This window comes from Janibacter sp. CX7, from assembly GCF_024362365.1.
In the GTDB taxonomy this organism is placed as follows: Bacteria; Actinomycetota; Actinomycetes; order Actinomycetales; family Dermatophilaceae; genus Janibacter.
The window spans coordinates 392270-405705 of record NZ_CP101464.1 but is presented as its reverse complement, the minus strand read 5'-3'; the positions used below and the strand labels follow the sequence as shown (position 1 = coordinate 405705).

Annotated in this window: 14 protein-coding genes and 1 tRNA gene; 7 read left to right on the top strand and 8 right to left on the bottom strand. The window is 73.3% G+C overall.

What is annotated here, in order from left to right; genetic code table 11:
• The first annotated feature begins 117 nt into the window (after positions 1-117).
• Positions 118-1017, top strand: a complete 900-nt coding sequence (locus NMQ01_RS02065) for a LysR family transcriptional regulator (RefSeq protein WP_255185230.1) — start codon at positions 118-120, stop codon at positions 1015-1017.
• 15 nt (positions 1018-1032) lie between these two features.
• Here the strand turns inward: NMQ01_RS02065 and NMQ01_RS02060 are convergent, their stop codons facing one another.
• Complete coding sequence (locus NMQ01_RS02060) at positions 1033-1611, bottom strand: dihydrofolate reductase family protein (protein WP_255185229.1); 579 nt, start codon at positions 1609-1611, stop codon at positions 1033-1035.
• A 60-nt stretch (positions 1612-1671) separates the two neighbouring features.
• Positions 1672-1747, bottom strand: a tRNA-Ala gene (locus tag NMQ01_RS02055).
• An 89-nt stretch (positions 1748-1836) separates the two neighbouring features.
• Here NMQ01_RS02055 and NMQ01_RS02050 point away from each other — a divergent pair.
• A complete protein-coding gene (locus NMQ01_RS02050; RefSeq protein WP_255185228.1) occupies positions 1837-3120 on the top strand; it encodes an AI-2E family transporter in 1284 nt (427 codons plus the stop codon).
• Between the two features lie 14 nt (positions 3121-3134).
• On the opposite strand, the gene NMQ01_RS02045 is transcribed toward NMQ01_RS02050, so the two are convergent.
• From NMQ01_RS02045 to NMQ01_RS02030, 4 genes are read right to left on the bottom strand one after another with little or no spacing between them, the layout of a single operon-like run.
• Positions 3135-3290 carry a hypothetical protein gene (locus tag NMQ01_RS02045; protein ID WP_255185227.1) on the bottom strand — a complete coding sequence of 52 codons (156 nt, stop codon included), beginning with the start codon at positions 3288-3290 and terminating at the stop codon, positions 3135-3137.
• The gene (locus NMQ01_RS02040) at positions 3266-3970 is read right to left on the bottom strand and encodes a hypothetical protein (RefSeq protein WP_255185226.1); all 705 of its coding nucleotides are present in this window, start codon (positions 3968-3970) and stop codon (positions 3266-3268) included. Before NMQ01_RS02040 ends, NMQ01_RS02045 begins: the two co-directional genes overlap by 25 nt.
• A gap of 41 nt (positions 3971-4011) precedes the next feature.
• Complete coding sequence (locus tag NMQ01_RS02035; protein ID WP_255185225.1) at positions 4012-4665, bottom strand: GNAT family N-acetyltransferase; 654 nt, start codon at positions 4663-4665, stop codon at positions 4012-4014.
• Positions 4662-6059: a UTP--glucose-1-phosphate uridylyltransferase gene (locus NMQ01_RS02030; RefSeq protein WP_255185224.1), complete on the bottom strand. Its 1398-nt coding sequence runs from the start codon at positions 6057-6059 to the stop codon at positions 4662-4664. The genes NMQ01_RS02035 and NMQ01_RS02030 overlap by 4 nt, the downstream gene beginning before the upstream one ends.
• 23 nt (positions 6060-6082) lie before the next feature.
• Here NMQ01_RS02030 and NMQ01_RS02025 point away from each other — a divergent pair, with 23 nt between their 5' ends.
• The 5 genes from NMQ01_RS02025 (at position 6083) to mscL (ending at position 9480) form a co-directional block, all read left to right on the top strand.
• Positions 6083-6664 carry a 5-formyltetrahydrofolate cyclo-ligase gene (locus NMQ01_RS02025; RefSeq protein WP_255185223.1) on the top strand — a complete coding sequence of 194 codons (582 nt, stop codon included), beginning with the start codon at positions 6083-6085 and terminating at the stop codon, positions 6662-6664.
• 40 nt (positions 6665-6704) lie between these two features.
• Positions 6705-8222, top strand: coding sequence for a potassium/proton antiporter (locus tag NMQ01_RS02020; RefSeq protein ID WP_255186305.1), 1518 nt, complete (start codon positions 6705-6707; stop codon positions 8220-8222).
• A gap of 11 nt (positions 8223-8233) precedes the next feature.
• Complete coding sequence (locus NMQ01_RS02015) at positions 8234-8524, top strand: FmdB family zinc ribbon protein (protein ID WP_255185222.1); 291 nt, start codon at positions 8234-8236, stop codon at positions 8522-8524.
• Between the two features lie 41 nt (positions 8525-8565).
• Positions 8566-9000, top strand: a complete 435-nt coding sequence (locus NMQ01_RS02010) for a hypothetical protein (RefSeq protein WP_255185221.1) — start codon at positions 8566-8568, stop codon at positions 8998-9000.
• 111 nt (positions 9001-9111) lie between these two features.
• Positions 9112-9480 carry a large conductance mechanosensitive channel protein MscL gene (gene mscL / locus NMQ01_RS02005; protein WP_255185220.1) on the top strand — a complete coding sequence of 123 codons (369 nt, stop codon included), beginning with the start codon at positions 9112-9114 and terminating at the stop codon, positions 9478-9480.
• 110 nt (positions 9481-9590) lie between these two features.
• On the opposite strand, the gene NMQ01_RS02000 is transcribed toward mscL, so the two are convergent.
• Entirely contained in the window at positions 9591-9788 is a 198-nt protein-coding gene (locus tag NMQ01_RS02000; RefSeq protein ID WP_255185219.1) for a hypothetical protein, read from the bottom strand.
• Positions 9785-13426, bottom strand: a complete 3642-nt coding sequence (locus tag NMQ01_RS01995) for a hypothetical protein (RefSeq protein WP_255185218.1) — start codon at positions 13424-13426, stop codon at positions 9785-9787. Before NMQ01_RS01995 ends, NMQ01_RS02000 begins: the two co-directional genes overlap by 4 nt.
• Positions 13427-13436: the final 10 nt, after the last annotated feature.

Sequence of the window (13436 nt, the reverse complement as noted above, 5' to 3'; positions counted from 1 at the left end):
CCCGGCGGGAGACCTCCCCGCACCACCCTGTGCGTGGTCCGAGACGTTATGAGCGACCGGAAGATAGGTCCAATGAAAGTTGGTCATATCGACATGCACATCGTCTATGTTGGTGCGATGTTGTCCGACCTGAACCTCATCCGGACCTTCCTCGTCCTCCACGAGACCCGCAGCGTGACTCGGACCGCCGAGCGCCTGTCGGTGACGCAGCCGTCGATCAGCCACGCGCTGGCCCGCCTGCGCCGCGACCTCAATGACCAGCTCTACAGCCGCTCGTCCGACGGGTTGCGCTCGACCCAGCTCGCCGACGAGCTCTACCCCCGGCTCCGGGAGGCCATGGACGCGATCGACGCCACGCTCACCGGGACCACCGGCTTCGACCCGGCCACGTCGGGCCGGACCTTCCGCCTCCTCTGGACCGACCTGGGCGAGATGAGTCTCCTCCCGCCGCTCCTCGAGAGGATCTCGACCGTGGCCCCCTCGGTCACCCTGCGCGTCGACCCCCTCGACATCGCCCGGGCGGAGGACCGGCTGCGCCAGGGGCAGGCGGACGCCGTCATCTGCATCCCCCGCATCGCCGCACCCGACATCGAGCGGACCGTGCTCTTCGACGACGTGTACTGCGGCATCCGCGCGACCGACCACCCACGGCTGCAGCACGAGCCCACGCTCGCGCAGTTCTGCGCCGAGCGGCACATCGCCGTGGATGCTGCCGCGGGTCACACCGACGTCGACGAGGCCATGGCCCGGGTGGGCGCCATCCGCGACGCGGCCCTGCGGATCTCCCACTTCGGCGCGCTGCCGCAGCTCGTGGAGCACTCCGAGCACCTCGCGATCATCCCGAGGACGGTGGCTCGCCAGTTCGGCCGCAGCGCTCGGGTCACTCCCTTCGCCCTGCCGATCGAGGTGCCGCCGGTCCAGGTGTCGCTCTACACCTACCGCCGTCGGATGCCGGACCCGGGGATCCAGTGGCTGCGGCGCACCGTCAGCGAGGTGCTCCGGGACTGGAGCAGCTGACGGGTCGACGCGGGGTCACCGCACCACCCGGTAGCGCGATGCGACCACGCCGTTGCCGAAGGTGCGGCTGGACACGCGCTCGAGGTCGATCCGGGCCAGCCCCTCGGGCCAGTAGGGGCGCCCGCCCCCGACGACGACGGGTAGGACGAAGGGCCGGTACTCGTCGACGAGGTCGGCGGCCGCAGCCGCCGCGGCGAGCTCGCCGCCACCGAGGGCGATCTCCCCTTCGTCGGACTCGGCTCGCAGGGCCGCGATCTCCTCGGCGAGGCCGCGCGTCGCCAGCCGGGTGTTGGTCCCGGTCACCTCGGTGAGGGTGCGGGAGAAGACGACCTTGGGCACCGCCCGCCACATCCGCGCCCACTCGACCGTGGAGTAGTCGGACTCGGGCTCCTGGTCGGCGGTCTCCCAGTAGGACATCGTCTCGTGCAGCCGGCGGCCGAGCAGGTGCACGCCGATCCCCCGCAGCTCGTCGGTGTGGGCCGCGAAGACCTCTTCGTCCGGCTCCGACCAGTCGAAGCCACCGTCCGGCCCGACGATGTAGCCGTCGAGCGAGATGTTCATCGAGTAGGTGACGAGGCGGGGCGTGGGTGCCATGGACCGACGCTACTGCTTGGACACGACGAAGGCCCCCGGCGAGATGCCGGGGGCCTTCGGTGGTGGAGCTGAGGGGATTCGAACCCCTGACCTTCTCATTGCGAACGAGACGCGCTACCAACTGCGCCACAGCCCCGAGAACGACGGCAACCATAACACCGGGGTGGCCGAGGCTCGCAATCCGGGCGACTAGAGTCGGCAGACCATGGACCTGTGAGGAGCCGCATGAGCGACCAGCGCCGCCCGAAGGGGGTGCGGCTGCCCCGCATCACCCGCCGCCTGCCCCAGCTGCCGGCGGCTCCGCCACCGGAGCGGCAGATCGTCATCCAGACCACGCCGCCGACACCGTCGGCCCCGCCGACGGTGCCCCCGACCTTCCGCGCGGCCTCGGAGTGGGTGTGGCGCTCGCTGATCATCGGCGTCGGGGTCCTCGCCCTGCTGTGGCTCATCTCGAAGCTCTCCGAGGTCGTCTTCCCGGTCATCATCGCGCTGCTGCTCGCGGCTCTGCTCGAGCCGCTCTACCAGCGCCTGCGGATCGTCCTGCCTCGCGGGCTGGCCGCGGGCGTCACGGTGCTCGGCACGCTCGCGGTCCTCGTCGCGCTCTTCAGCTTCGTCGGCAACCAGTTCACGACCCAGCTGGGCGACATCGTCGGGCAGGTGACCCAGGGCGTGAACCAGTCGCGCCAGTGGATCGTCGACACCTTCGGCCTCACCGAGGGCCAGATCACGACCTGGCTGACCGACCAGTGGGCCAAGGTCAGCCAGCAGCAGGACGTCGGCGCCCGGGCGACCCAGGCCGGCCTGACCGTCGGCCACCTGCTCACCGGCTTCTTCCTCGCGATGTTCTCGCTCTTCTTCTTCCTCTACGACGGCCCGGGCATCTGGGCGTGGGTCGTGCGCCTCTTCCCCCGCGGCGCCCGCGCCAAGGTCCTCTCCTCGGGCGCCATCGCGTGGAACCAGCTCAAGGCCTTCACCCGCGCGACGATCCTCGTCGCCGCGACCGACGCCCTCGGCATCGGGCTGGGCGCGCTCCTGCTGGGCGTCCCCTTCGCCTCCGGCATCGCGCTGCTCGTCTTCGTCGGCTCCTTCGTCCCGATCGTCGGTGCGCTGCTGTCGGGCTTCGTCGCGGTCGTCCTGGCCTTCGTCGCCAAGGGGCCGATCACCGCCCTCATCATGCTCGGCGTCGTCGTCGCGGTGCAGCAGCTCGAGTCGCACGTACTTCAGCCACTGCTCCTCGGCCGGGCCGTGCGGGTCCACCCGCTCGCGGTCATCCTCGCCATCGCGACGGGCATCATCGTCGGCGGCGTCATCGGTGCTCTCGTCGCCGTTCCGACCGCGGCCGTGCTCAACGCCGTCGGCCACAACCTCCTCGACCCCGTGCCGGAGGACGCCGACGAACCGTCAGACCTTGTGGAGTCACCTGCCGAGGCGGCGGAGATCCGTGAGGACGTCGCCGAGGCGGACGAGCGGGCCGAGCTCGACCCGGGAGAGTCCCCCTACGACGTCTGAGGGACGAAGGGGGGTCAGCCCCAGCCCGCGATGGCCGGCAGCTCGTCGTCCTCGACGTCGATGACCTGCGGCACGTCGTCGGCGGGCACGGCCGGCGCGGCCGGAGCCGCCATCGGGGCCGGCTCGGGACGGTGGGCGGCGGCCTTCATCGTGTAGACGGGGCGCGGCACGGGGGTGGGCTGCCAGGTGCCCGGCTCCGGCTCGGCCTCGACGATCGGGGTCGCGACCTCGGCCTCGGGCTCGACGGCCGGGGCGGCAGCAGCGACGTCGTAGATGCGCTCGGGCGCGCGGCGGGGGCAGCGGCCGGAGCAGCGCTGGCACGCGGCGCGCTCGGCGCGGCGGGGCGGGCGGCGACGCGCTCGCGCGAGCGAGCGGCAGCCCGCTCGGCAGCCCGGGCCGTGCGCTCGGCCTGCACCGCCTGGCGCAGCCAGCCGAAGGCCGCGACGGTGCCGACGAGCCAGGCGAGCGCCACCCACCAGGGCAGCGGACCGAAGGCCGCGACGAGGGCGACGACGGGCAGCAGCACGAGCATCGTCAGCAGGGCCAGACCACGCACCCGCCGCGGGGCACCGACGACCGGCTCGGCGAGGCGACCACGCTGCGGGGCCTCGGCGTGCTTGACCGTCACCTCGGGTCGCGCGGCGCGCACCGGAGCGACGGAGTAGGAGCGCGGGGTCGGCTCGGCCGACTCCCGTCGCAGGCGGTGGTCGTCGAGCACCCGCATGGCAGCGGAGAAGCGGTCGACGGACCGCACGGTGGAGAGGTGGTCGCGGCGCTTGATCCAGTACTGGAGGAGGTAGACAGCCCAGATCGCCACGACGAGGACGAAGATGAGGCTGCTCGGCTGCACGAGGACAACGCTATGAGGGCAAACGCTTCGCGGCGCGCAGGTTACTCGGTGTGTCGCGTACGTGACGGATGGTGTTGGTGTGACAGACGTGCCATGAGCCCTCCGGGACCGAGCTCCTCGCGCACGACGGCGAAGCTGCGGTGGTCGCGCCAGTCGCCGTCGATGTGCAGGTAGGCCCGCCGCACACCCTCCTCGCGCAGCCCGAGCTTCGTCGCGACGACCAGGCTCGGTGCGTTCTCCGGGCGGATCTCGAGCTGCACGCGGTGCAGGTTGCGACCCTGCGGGTCCATGAGGTGGTCGGCGATCATCGCGACCGCCGTCGGCGCGATGCCGCGTCCCGCGACCTCCCGCCCGACCCAGTAGCCGATGCTCGCCGAGCGCAGCGCCCCCTCGACGATGCTGCTCGCCGAGACCATGCCGACGATGCGGCCGCCGACGACGATCAGCAGGCTCAGCCCGCCGCCCGAGCGGGCCTCTGCCCGCAGAGCCCGCACATAACCACCGAAGTCCGCCGCGATGTCCCGCCGCGCCGGCCCGCCCGGCGGCACCGTCGGGTCCCACGGCCGCAGCCAGTCGGCATTGCGCTCCCGCAGCGCGATGAACTCGGCGCGGTCCCCCCTTCGCACCGGTCGAAGGGAGACTCCCTCGCCTGCCGGGGTGGCCCCGGTGAGGACGACCTCTCGCGAGCGCCTCACTGCGGCAACGTGACTCGGCCCTCGAGCCGGGTCCCGTCCGCCACCGTCGCCGGCTCCGCGGCGACGACCTCGACGTCGCCGGCCGCCGCGACATCGGCGCCGAAGGTCACGTCACCCTCGACGGCGAAGCTCGTGCACTCGCGCAGCGAGGGCACCCCCGAGGGGAAGCGTGCGTCGAAGTCGGCGATGAACTTGTAGGCCCCGTCGAGGCTCACCCGCGGGTCCTTGCGGTCGATGAGCGAGACGACCCGCGACGCCTCGTCGAGCTCGAAGACGTCGCTGCGCAGCAGGAGCAGCTCGTTGGTCGTCTTGACCGGGCGAAACCGCGAGCGCGGCACGCGCAGCGCGACGCTGCCCTCGAAGGCCTCGACCGCGGTCCCCATCGCCGACTCGATCTGGATGATCGGCGTCGAGTCGGCGCGCGTCGGGTCGACGGTCTTGCGGTTGATGATGATCGGCAGCCCGAGCACGCCGTCGCGCTCGCGCAGCAGCGCGTCGAGCTCGTCGAGGCCGACCCAGAGGTTGTTGGTGTTGAACCACCCGTGCCGCGAGGTGTCCTGGAAGAGGTCCTCCTCGCCGTCGACGACCATCGCGGACTCGCGCAGGACGATCCGGCCGTCGCTCCTGCGCACCGCGACGTGGCCGCCCTTGCGGTCGTTGGCCGTCCGCTCGGCGACCTCCGCGGCGAAGGGGATGCCCTCGGCGATCAGCCAGGCCGCGATGTCGGGGTCGCAGGTCGCGCCGAGGTTGTCGGCATTGGAGATGAAGGCATAGCGGATGCCGGCCGCGCGCATCTGGTCGAGCAGGCCCGAGGCGGCGAGCGAGACGTAGACGTCGCCGTGGCCGGGCGGGCACCACTCGAGCTCGGGGTCGTCGGGCCACGAGACCGGGGCGAGGGTCTCGGCGTCGAGCTTCGGCTCCATGCTCTGCACGAAGTCGAGCGGCAGGTCCTGGCGCGCCAGCTGCGGGTAGCGCTCGAGGATCTCGAGCGAGGCCGCGCGGGTGCGGAAGGAGTTCATCAGCACGAGCGGCGGCCGCGTGCCGAAGCGCTCCTCGAGCCCGATGAGCTGGCGGGCGATGATGTCGAGGAAGGTCAGCCCGTCACGGGCGACGACGGCCGACTTCGGCCCAGACATCCCCATGCTCGTGCCGAGACCGCCGTTGAGCTTGATGACGGCGACCTGGGCCATCGCGGCGCGGCGCTCGTCGTCGCTCACCTCGATGGCGGCGAGCTCGGGCGGGTCGACGAGTGGCTCGATGCTCGCCTCGGGGATCGTGCCCTGGGCGCCGTCGGCGAGCTGCTGCCAGTAGTCCTCGAAGACGGCCACGGCCCGCCGGTCCACCCCGCGCTGGGTCATCTTGGCGACGGCCGCGTCACGCCCTTCTGCTCCCATGCCGGTCACCCTACGATGCCGCCATGTCACCAGGCGCCAGGACGAAGGGAGAGGTCCGTCGCCTGCTGCGGGCCCAGCGGCGGGCGCTCGCCGCCTCCCGCGACCTCCCGTCGGACGGGGCGGCGCTCGCCCACGCCCTGCTCGCGGACCCGCCGCCGGGCTGGCCCGGGGCGGGGTCGGGCACCGGGCCCGGCACCCCGACGACCGTCCTGTCCTACGAGTCGCTCCCCCACGAGCCGCCGACCGAGGCGGTCAACTCCGCCCTGCAGGCGGCCGGGCACTGCGTGCTCGTGCCGATCACGCTGCCCGACATGCGCCTCGACTGGTGCGACCTCGCCGACCCCGAGCGCACACCCCTCGGCATCGACACCCCGACCCGCGCCGACCTCGTGCTCACCCCCGCGCTCGCCGTCGACACCACCGGCACCCGCCTGGGCCAGGGCGGCGGGTGCTACGACCGGGTGCTGCCGATGCTCGGCGAGGGGACCCCCTTCGTCGTCCTGCTGCATCCCGGCGAGCTCACCGACGAGGCCCTGCCGGCCGACCCGCACGACGTGCCCGTCCGCCTCGTGCTGACGGCCGACGGACTCACCCGCATCGCCTGAGAGACTGATCCCGGACAACAGAGGAGATGGTCGCGTGACGATGACCGAGCAGGCAGCCGGCTTCGGGCTGGGCCAGCTCTCGGTCGTCCTCCTCACCGGCTCGCTCGTCCTCGTCGTCGCCGTCGCCGCCGTGCGACTGGCCTCCCACTCGGGACTGCCGACGCTCCTGCTCTACCTGGCCATGGGTCTGGCGCTGGGCAAGGAGGGGCTGGGTGTCCCCTTCGACTCCGAGCAGGCGGCGCAGGTGCTCGGCTACTGCGCCCTCGTGCTCATCCTCGTCGAGGGCGGCCTGACGACGACGTGGTCCTCGATCCGCAGCTCCGTCGCGCCCGCGCTCGCCCTGTCGACCGTCGGCGTGCTCGTGTCCGTCGGGGTCGTCGCCGTCGCGCTGCACCAGATCCTGCACACCGACTGGCAGATCAGCCTGCTCATCGGCGCGATCCTCGCCTCGACCGACGCCGCCGCCGTCTTCTCCGTGCTGCGGGTCGTGCCGCTGCCGCGCCGGCTGTCGGGGATGCTCGAGGCCGAGTCGGGCTTCAACGACGCCCCCGTGGTGCTGCTCGTCACCGCCCTGTCGCTGCAGATCGCCCACCCCGCCGACGCCGAACCCTGGTGGGCCATCGGGCTGCTCGCCGTCGCCGAGCTCGCCGGCGGTGCCGCGATCGGCCTCGTCCTCGGCTTCCTCGGCGGCAAGCTCATGCGGCGCCTCGCGCAGGGCACGTCGGGCCTGTTCTCCCTCGGGGTCGTCGCCATCGGCGTGCTCGCCTATGCCTCCGCCGCCACGGTCCACGCCTCCGGCTTCATCGCCTGCTACCTCGCGGCGCTCGTCCTGGGCAACATGCACCTGCCCCACCGGCAGGCGGTCACCGGATTCGCCGAGGCGCTCGGCTGGCTCGCGCAGATCGGGCTCTTCGTCATGCTCGGCCTGCTCGCGACGCCCTCGGGGTTCTTCGACGAGGTGCCGCGGGCGATCCTCGTCGGCCTCGTCCTGCTCCTCGTGGCCCGGCCGCTGTCGGTCCTCGTCTCGCTCACCCCCTTCGGCATCCCGTGGCGCGAGCAGGCCTTCATCTCCTGGGCCGGGCTGCGCGGCGCGGTGCCCGTCGTCCTCGCGACCGTGCCGGTGACCAACTCCGTGCCCGGCGTCGAGTGGGTCTTCGACCTCGTCTTCATGCTCGTCGTGATCTTCACCCTCGTGCAGGCGCCGCTGCTGCCGTGGATGGCCCGGCACCTGCGGGTCACCGAGCCGGCCGTGGCCACCGGAGTCGTCGTCGAGGCGGTGCCCCTGGAGCAGCTCGGCGCGGAGATGCTCGAGGTGGCCGTCCCGCCGGGGTCTCGCCTCGCCGGCGTCGAGATCTACGAGCTTCGCCTGCCGAAGGGGGCGAATGTCTCGCTCGTCGTCCGCGACCGCGACACCTTCGTCCCCGACGCGCACACCCGCCTGTGGACGGGTGACCGGCTGCTCGTCGTCACCCCAGGCAATGTGCGCGAGGCGACCGAACGACGCTTCCGTGCCGTATCGCGGTCGGGGCGTCTGGCCGGGTGGCGGAGCGACGTATGATAACGGCCGATATGCCTACCTATGCTTACGCCTGCGCCGACTGCGGCCACGCCTTCGACATCGTCCAGTCCTTCAGCGACGACGCGCTGACCGTGTGCCCCGAGTGCGGCGGCAACCTGCGCAAGCAGTTCAACGCGGTCGGCGTCGTCTTCAAGGGGGGCGGCTTCTACCGCAACGACTCGCGGAAGACCTCGTCCTCGAGCGACTCCGCGTCGTCGAGCTCGTCCAGCACCTCGGGCTCCTCGAGCGACAGCTCGTCCACAAGCTCGACGCCTGCTGCCTCGTCGTCCACCGCGAGCTGACACCCACTCCCTTCGACCCGCCGCGTCCCTAGCGTCGGGTCATGGCCGCATCCCCGCTCGCTCAGCACCTGCCCGCCCTCTTCGGGCCCTCCCGTCGTGCCGCGTGGCGGCTGGGCGTGCTGCGCCGCGCCCTCGCCGCGCTGGCGATCCTGCTCGCGATCCAGCTGGCGCTCGGCGCGCTCGCGCCGACCGAGAGGCTGGCCCCGAGCGGCTCGACGCCCACCGGCCCCGAGCTCTCCCTGCCTCTGGCGATGCCCGCCGACCACCTCTCCCCCGGCGACCGGGTCGGCGTCTACCTGCCCGGCCGCGAGGAGCCCGTCGTGCGCTCGGCGCGCTTCCGCGGCGGCGACGAGGACGCGGCCGGGCGCAGCGTGGCTCGGATCACGCTGCGAGACAACGACATCGGCGCGATCCTGCGCCAGATGGGGGTCGACGGGCAGCCCCAGGGCGGCTTCGTGCTCGTGCGCCAGGGGTGACGCGACACGACGAGGGGCCCACGGCTGCGCAAATGGCCTGCTCATGGTTCACACTGAAAGACGAGCGGCCTCGGCCGCGACCCCTGTTATCCAGTTTGAAGGGAGACCCTCATGAAGGGCTTCAAGGACTTCCTCATGCGCGGCAATCTCGTCGAGATCGCCGTCGGCCTGATCATGGCGACCGCCTTCGCCAGCGTCGTCACCGCGTTCACCACATTCCTCCTCGAGGTCATCGGCAAGCTCACGGGCGGCGCCGACTTCAACTTCGACAAGATGGAGATCCTCGGCTTCAAGACGGTCGGCCCGCTGCTGACCGCGATCGTCGCCTTCATCATCATGGCCGCGGTCGTCTACTTCGGTGTCGTCAAGCCCTACACCGCGATGCGTCAGCGCTTCGTCGCCGCCGAGGAGGAGACCACCGACGAGTCCGTCGAGCTCCTCCGCGAGATCCGCGACTCCCTGCGCGCCGGCCGCGCCTGAGTCACGCCACACGGGTAGACCCCGGCCCGCGCGGATGATCCGTGCGGGCCGGGGTCTTCTTGTGGGCGGCTGCGGTGGCGGCAGAGAGCGTCGCCCTCAGCTCCGCAGCCTCACTCCCAGTGCGGCGGGCGCTGCTCGCGCAGCCAGCGGTCGTGCTCGTCCTCGTCGGGGCGCTCGCCCCACCCGCGGTCGGTGTCGTCGCGGGTCTGCTCCGGGCGGGTGCGCGGGCGGGCCTTCTGCGAGGGCTCGGCCGGCTGCGACTCCTCCGCCGCGTCGGCTCCCTCGGGTGTCTCGTCTGCTGCACTCATGACTGCTCCTCTCGGGCGACGGCGTCGCGCACGGCCCGGGCGACCTGCGCCTCCTGGCGCGCCGGGTCGGCGAAGATGTCGACCGCCCACAGCCGCAGGTGGTGCCAGCCGAGGTCGGTGAGACGCTCGACGAGGATCCGGTCGCGCTGCCGGGTCGAGGCGAGGCCGGCGTAGCCCGGGCCGTCGACGTCGACCGCGAGCAGGAGTCGCTGCGTGTCACGGGGGTCGGCGATGGCGATGTCGATGCGGTGCTCGCCGACACCCACGCCGGTGCGCACCGACAGTCCGGAGTCGCGCAGCCGCTGGACGAATCCGGACAGCAACGGGCTCAGCTCCGCACCGTCTGCCGGGGGCTGCGGGGCCGGCGAGCCGAGGCCCGTGAGCAGGGTCCGCAGGGCGCGGTGGCCGGGCAGCCCACCCCGCTCGCCGGCGAGGTCGTCGGGTCCGAGCGCGCTGACCCAGGTCGCGGCCTGCCGGGCCCGGGTCGCGGCGAGCAGGACGAGCTCGCCGCCGAGGACACCGCTGAGCGCCCCGAGACGCTGCACGACCCGCCCCTGCGGGGTGCGGCCGAAGCCGACGGTGACGACGACGGCATCACGTTGCTCGCGCTGCCACCGGTCGGCGGGCTTGATGACGAGAGGTTCGGGCAGGGCCCTGATCGTCTCGGCGACGGCCGGGTCGCGGTGCGCCAGCTCGGCGACCGCTTCGGCGACGCGCTCCGCGTGCGCCTGGCCGAAGGTGACGACGCCCAGCGAGCGCCCGGGGCGCTCGACCAGCTCGCGCCGCACCTGCTCGACGACGGCCTCGACCTCACCGGTCGAGGTCTCGACGAGACCGGTGCGCTCGTCGATGACCCCGAGGCCCTCGACGCGCACGAGCCGCACGGTCTCGCGCACGCTCGGCGCGGGTGGATGGACGACCTCGCCGGCGCTCACCCCCTCGACGAGCAGGTCGGCGACGCGCGGGCGGGGGTAGGCACTGTCGCGCAGGCTCGCGGTCGGCAGCACGCGTGCGGCGACGTCGGCGAGCGAGCGCGAGGGGGGCTTCGGGGCGGAGACCCCGGCGTCGGCGGTCCACGTCGCGGGCGGCAGCTGGCCGTGGTCACCGACGACGAGCAGCTGGTCACCGCGAGCGATCCCCGAGATGGTCCGCGCCAGGCTGGTGCGCGAGGCGTCGTCGACGATCACGAGGTCAAACCGCTCGTCCGCGGGCAGGACCTGACCGATGACGAAGGGGGACATCGCCCAGGCGGGAGCCGCCGCCCGCAGCAGCCCACCCCACTCCGCGAAGGCACGCGTCCACGGCGGCCCCGACACGAGACCCTCGTGCGCTGCGGCCACCTGCCGGGCTGCGGAGCGGAAGCGCCGCCCTTCGGCATGGAACCGCTCGCGCTGGCGGGTGGTGGTGCGAGCAGCATTGGCGCCCAGGCTCGCCCGGTCGGCCTCGACGAAGGTGCGCAGCGCCTCGTCGAGGCTCTCGCCGGTGATCGCGGAGTAGCGCTCGTCGCGGCTGGCCTCGGCGAGCACGGAGGTCCACCAGACGAAGCGCACCTCGTCGGGCACGGCCTCGGGGGCGACCCGGCGGGCGGACAGGTCGTCGACGAGCTCGCCGAGACCACGGGCGCGCAGGTCGTCGAGGTCGTCGATGACGTCGGGCACGGCCCGCGCACCGGTCGTGTCCTTGGCGAGGGCGTCGAGCCGGGCGGCGAGCTCGTCCCAGGGGGTGTTGAGCAGGTCGGCGCCCCGCTCGGTGTCGGCGAGCACCGAGGAGACGTGGGTGAGGTCGGCGTAGACGCGCTCGTAGGCCGAGTGCGCGCGGTCCATGTCGGTGGGGATGCGCGGACGCCCGCCACCGCCGGTCAGGCGCGACCAGGTGCGCCGCTGCTCGGACGCCAGCCGCAGCGCCGCGTGCAGGTCCTCCGGCGGGCGACCGGGTCGCAGCAGGCGCTTGGCCTGGCCGCGCAGGCGGCGCCGCTCGAGCCCGCCGAGGGCCTCGAGGTCGGGCGTGCCCTTCGCGGCCGTCGCGGCGAGCAGGTGGTCGAGCGGGGTGTCGAAGACCTCGGGCCGGAAGACCTCGAGGGTGTCGCGGATCTCCTCGATGCCGGCGAGGAAGCGGCCGAGGTCGGCGGGACTGCCGGCGCGCGGCTCGGCGATGTCGGCGAAGACGTCGCGCACCGTCGTGCGCAGCGTCGCCAGGGTCCCGTCGGCACCCCGCAGCCGCTCGAGGGCGGCCAGCACCTCGTCGACGTCGGCGGCCGAGGTGAGGCGGGCGCCCTCCCACGGCTGGTCGGTGCGGCCGGGCCGCCACGCCTTGCGCTCGGCGACACCGGCCACCTGGGCGACGAGGGCGTCCCGGCCGGCGGCATCGAGGGTGGCGAGGGTGCGGCCCGAGAGGCGCACGCGGGAGCGCGGCGCGGGCCGGCAGGTCGACAGGCCGACGATCGCGTCGTGGGCGTCGGCGATGGAGACACCCCACGGGTCGCGGGGCTGGTGCATGGCGTGGGTGTGGCCGTCGAGGATCCGCGCCGCGGACGCCGCCCGTCGCCCCGGCTGGGTGAAGGACCGGTCCGACTCCGGCAGGCCCCGCGGCCAGCGCTCGGCGACGATCGCGGGGTCGACCTCGGCCGCGGGGTCGGTGACGTGGACGAGCAGGTCCTCGAGGCCGGCGAGGCGCAGTTCGGCGGCGACGGCCTCGATGGCTGCCGCCTTTTCGGTGAGGAGGAGGACGGAGCGGCGTTCGCCCGCGGTCTGGGCGATGACCGAGGCGACGAGGCGGGCGACGCCGGTGCCGGGCGGGGCGTCGACGTAGAGGTCCTCGCCCGCGGCGACCCGGTCGAGGACCGTCTGCTGGTCGGCCGTGACGTCGAGGACGGCGGAGTCGGCGACGCTCGGGGCCGGCGCCTCGGGCGAAGGGAGCGCCTCGCCCGCGCGCAGGGCCGCCGCCGGGCCCTCGGCGAGACGGCCGGAGTCGACGATGCGGGACAGGTCGGCCAGCGCCTCGGCCTTGCCGTAGGGGAAGGCGGCGACGACGATCCGCTGCGTGATGTTGAGCTCGGGCAGGTCGGCGCACTGCTCGCGCAGCGCCTCGAGCACGGGGGTGGGGTTGAATCCGCCGCCCTCCGTGCGGCCGAGGTCGGCCAGCGCCTCACCGTCGATGTCGCGCCGCAGGGCGCGGCGCAGATAGGTGAGCAGCACGGGGTTGATCTCGACGCGGGGTGCGAGATCGAGCGCGAAGTCGGGCCCGGGCCGCAGCCGGCGCAGCGCCGCGCGGCGCAGGACGACCGGGGCGAGCGGACGCTCCTCCTCGCCGGGCACGTGCCACGAGGCGGCCCCCATCGCGAGGAAGCAGGTGTGCACACCGTGCTCCTGGGAGATCCGCTCGACGTGCTCGGTGAGGCTGGTGGCCCGGCGCTGGGCGCGCAGCAGAGCCCCGGGCTCGCGGACGAGGTCGGACAGGCGGGCGTCGCGGCCGGACAGGAGCATCGCGACGCCGCCGGGGTGAGCAGTCGTCAGGTCGACGACGTGCGGGTCGCGGGCCGGCCAGATGAGGGTGTTGGGGCCGCCGAGCTCCATGAGCTCGCGGCGCAGGGGGGACACGTCGGCCGGCGCCTGGGCAGGGGTCGTCGGCGGAGGAGTCACGGTGCCAACG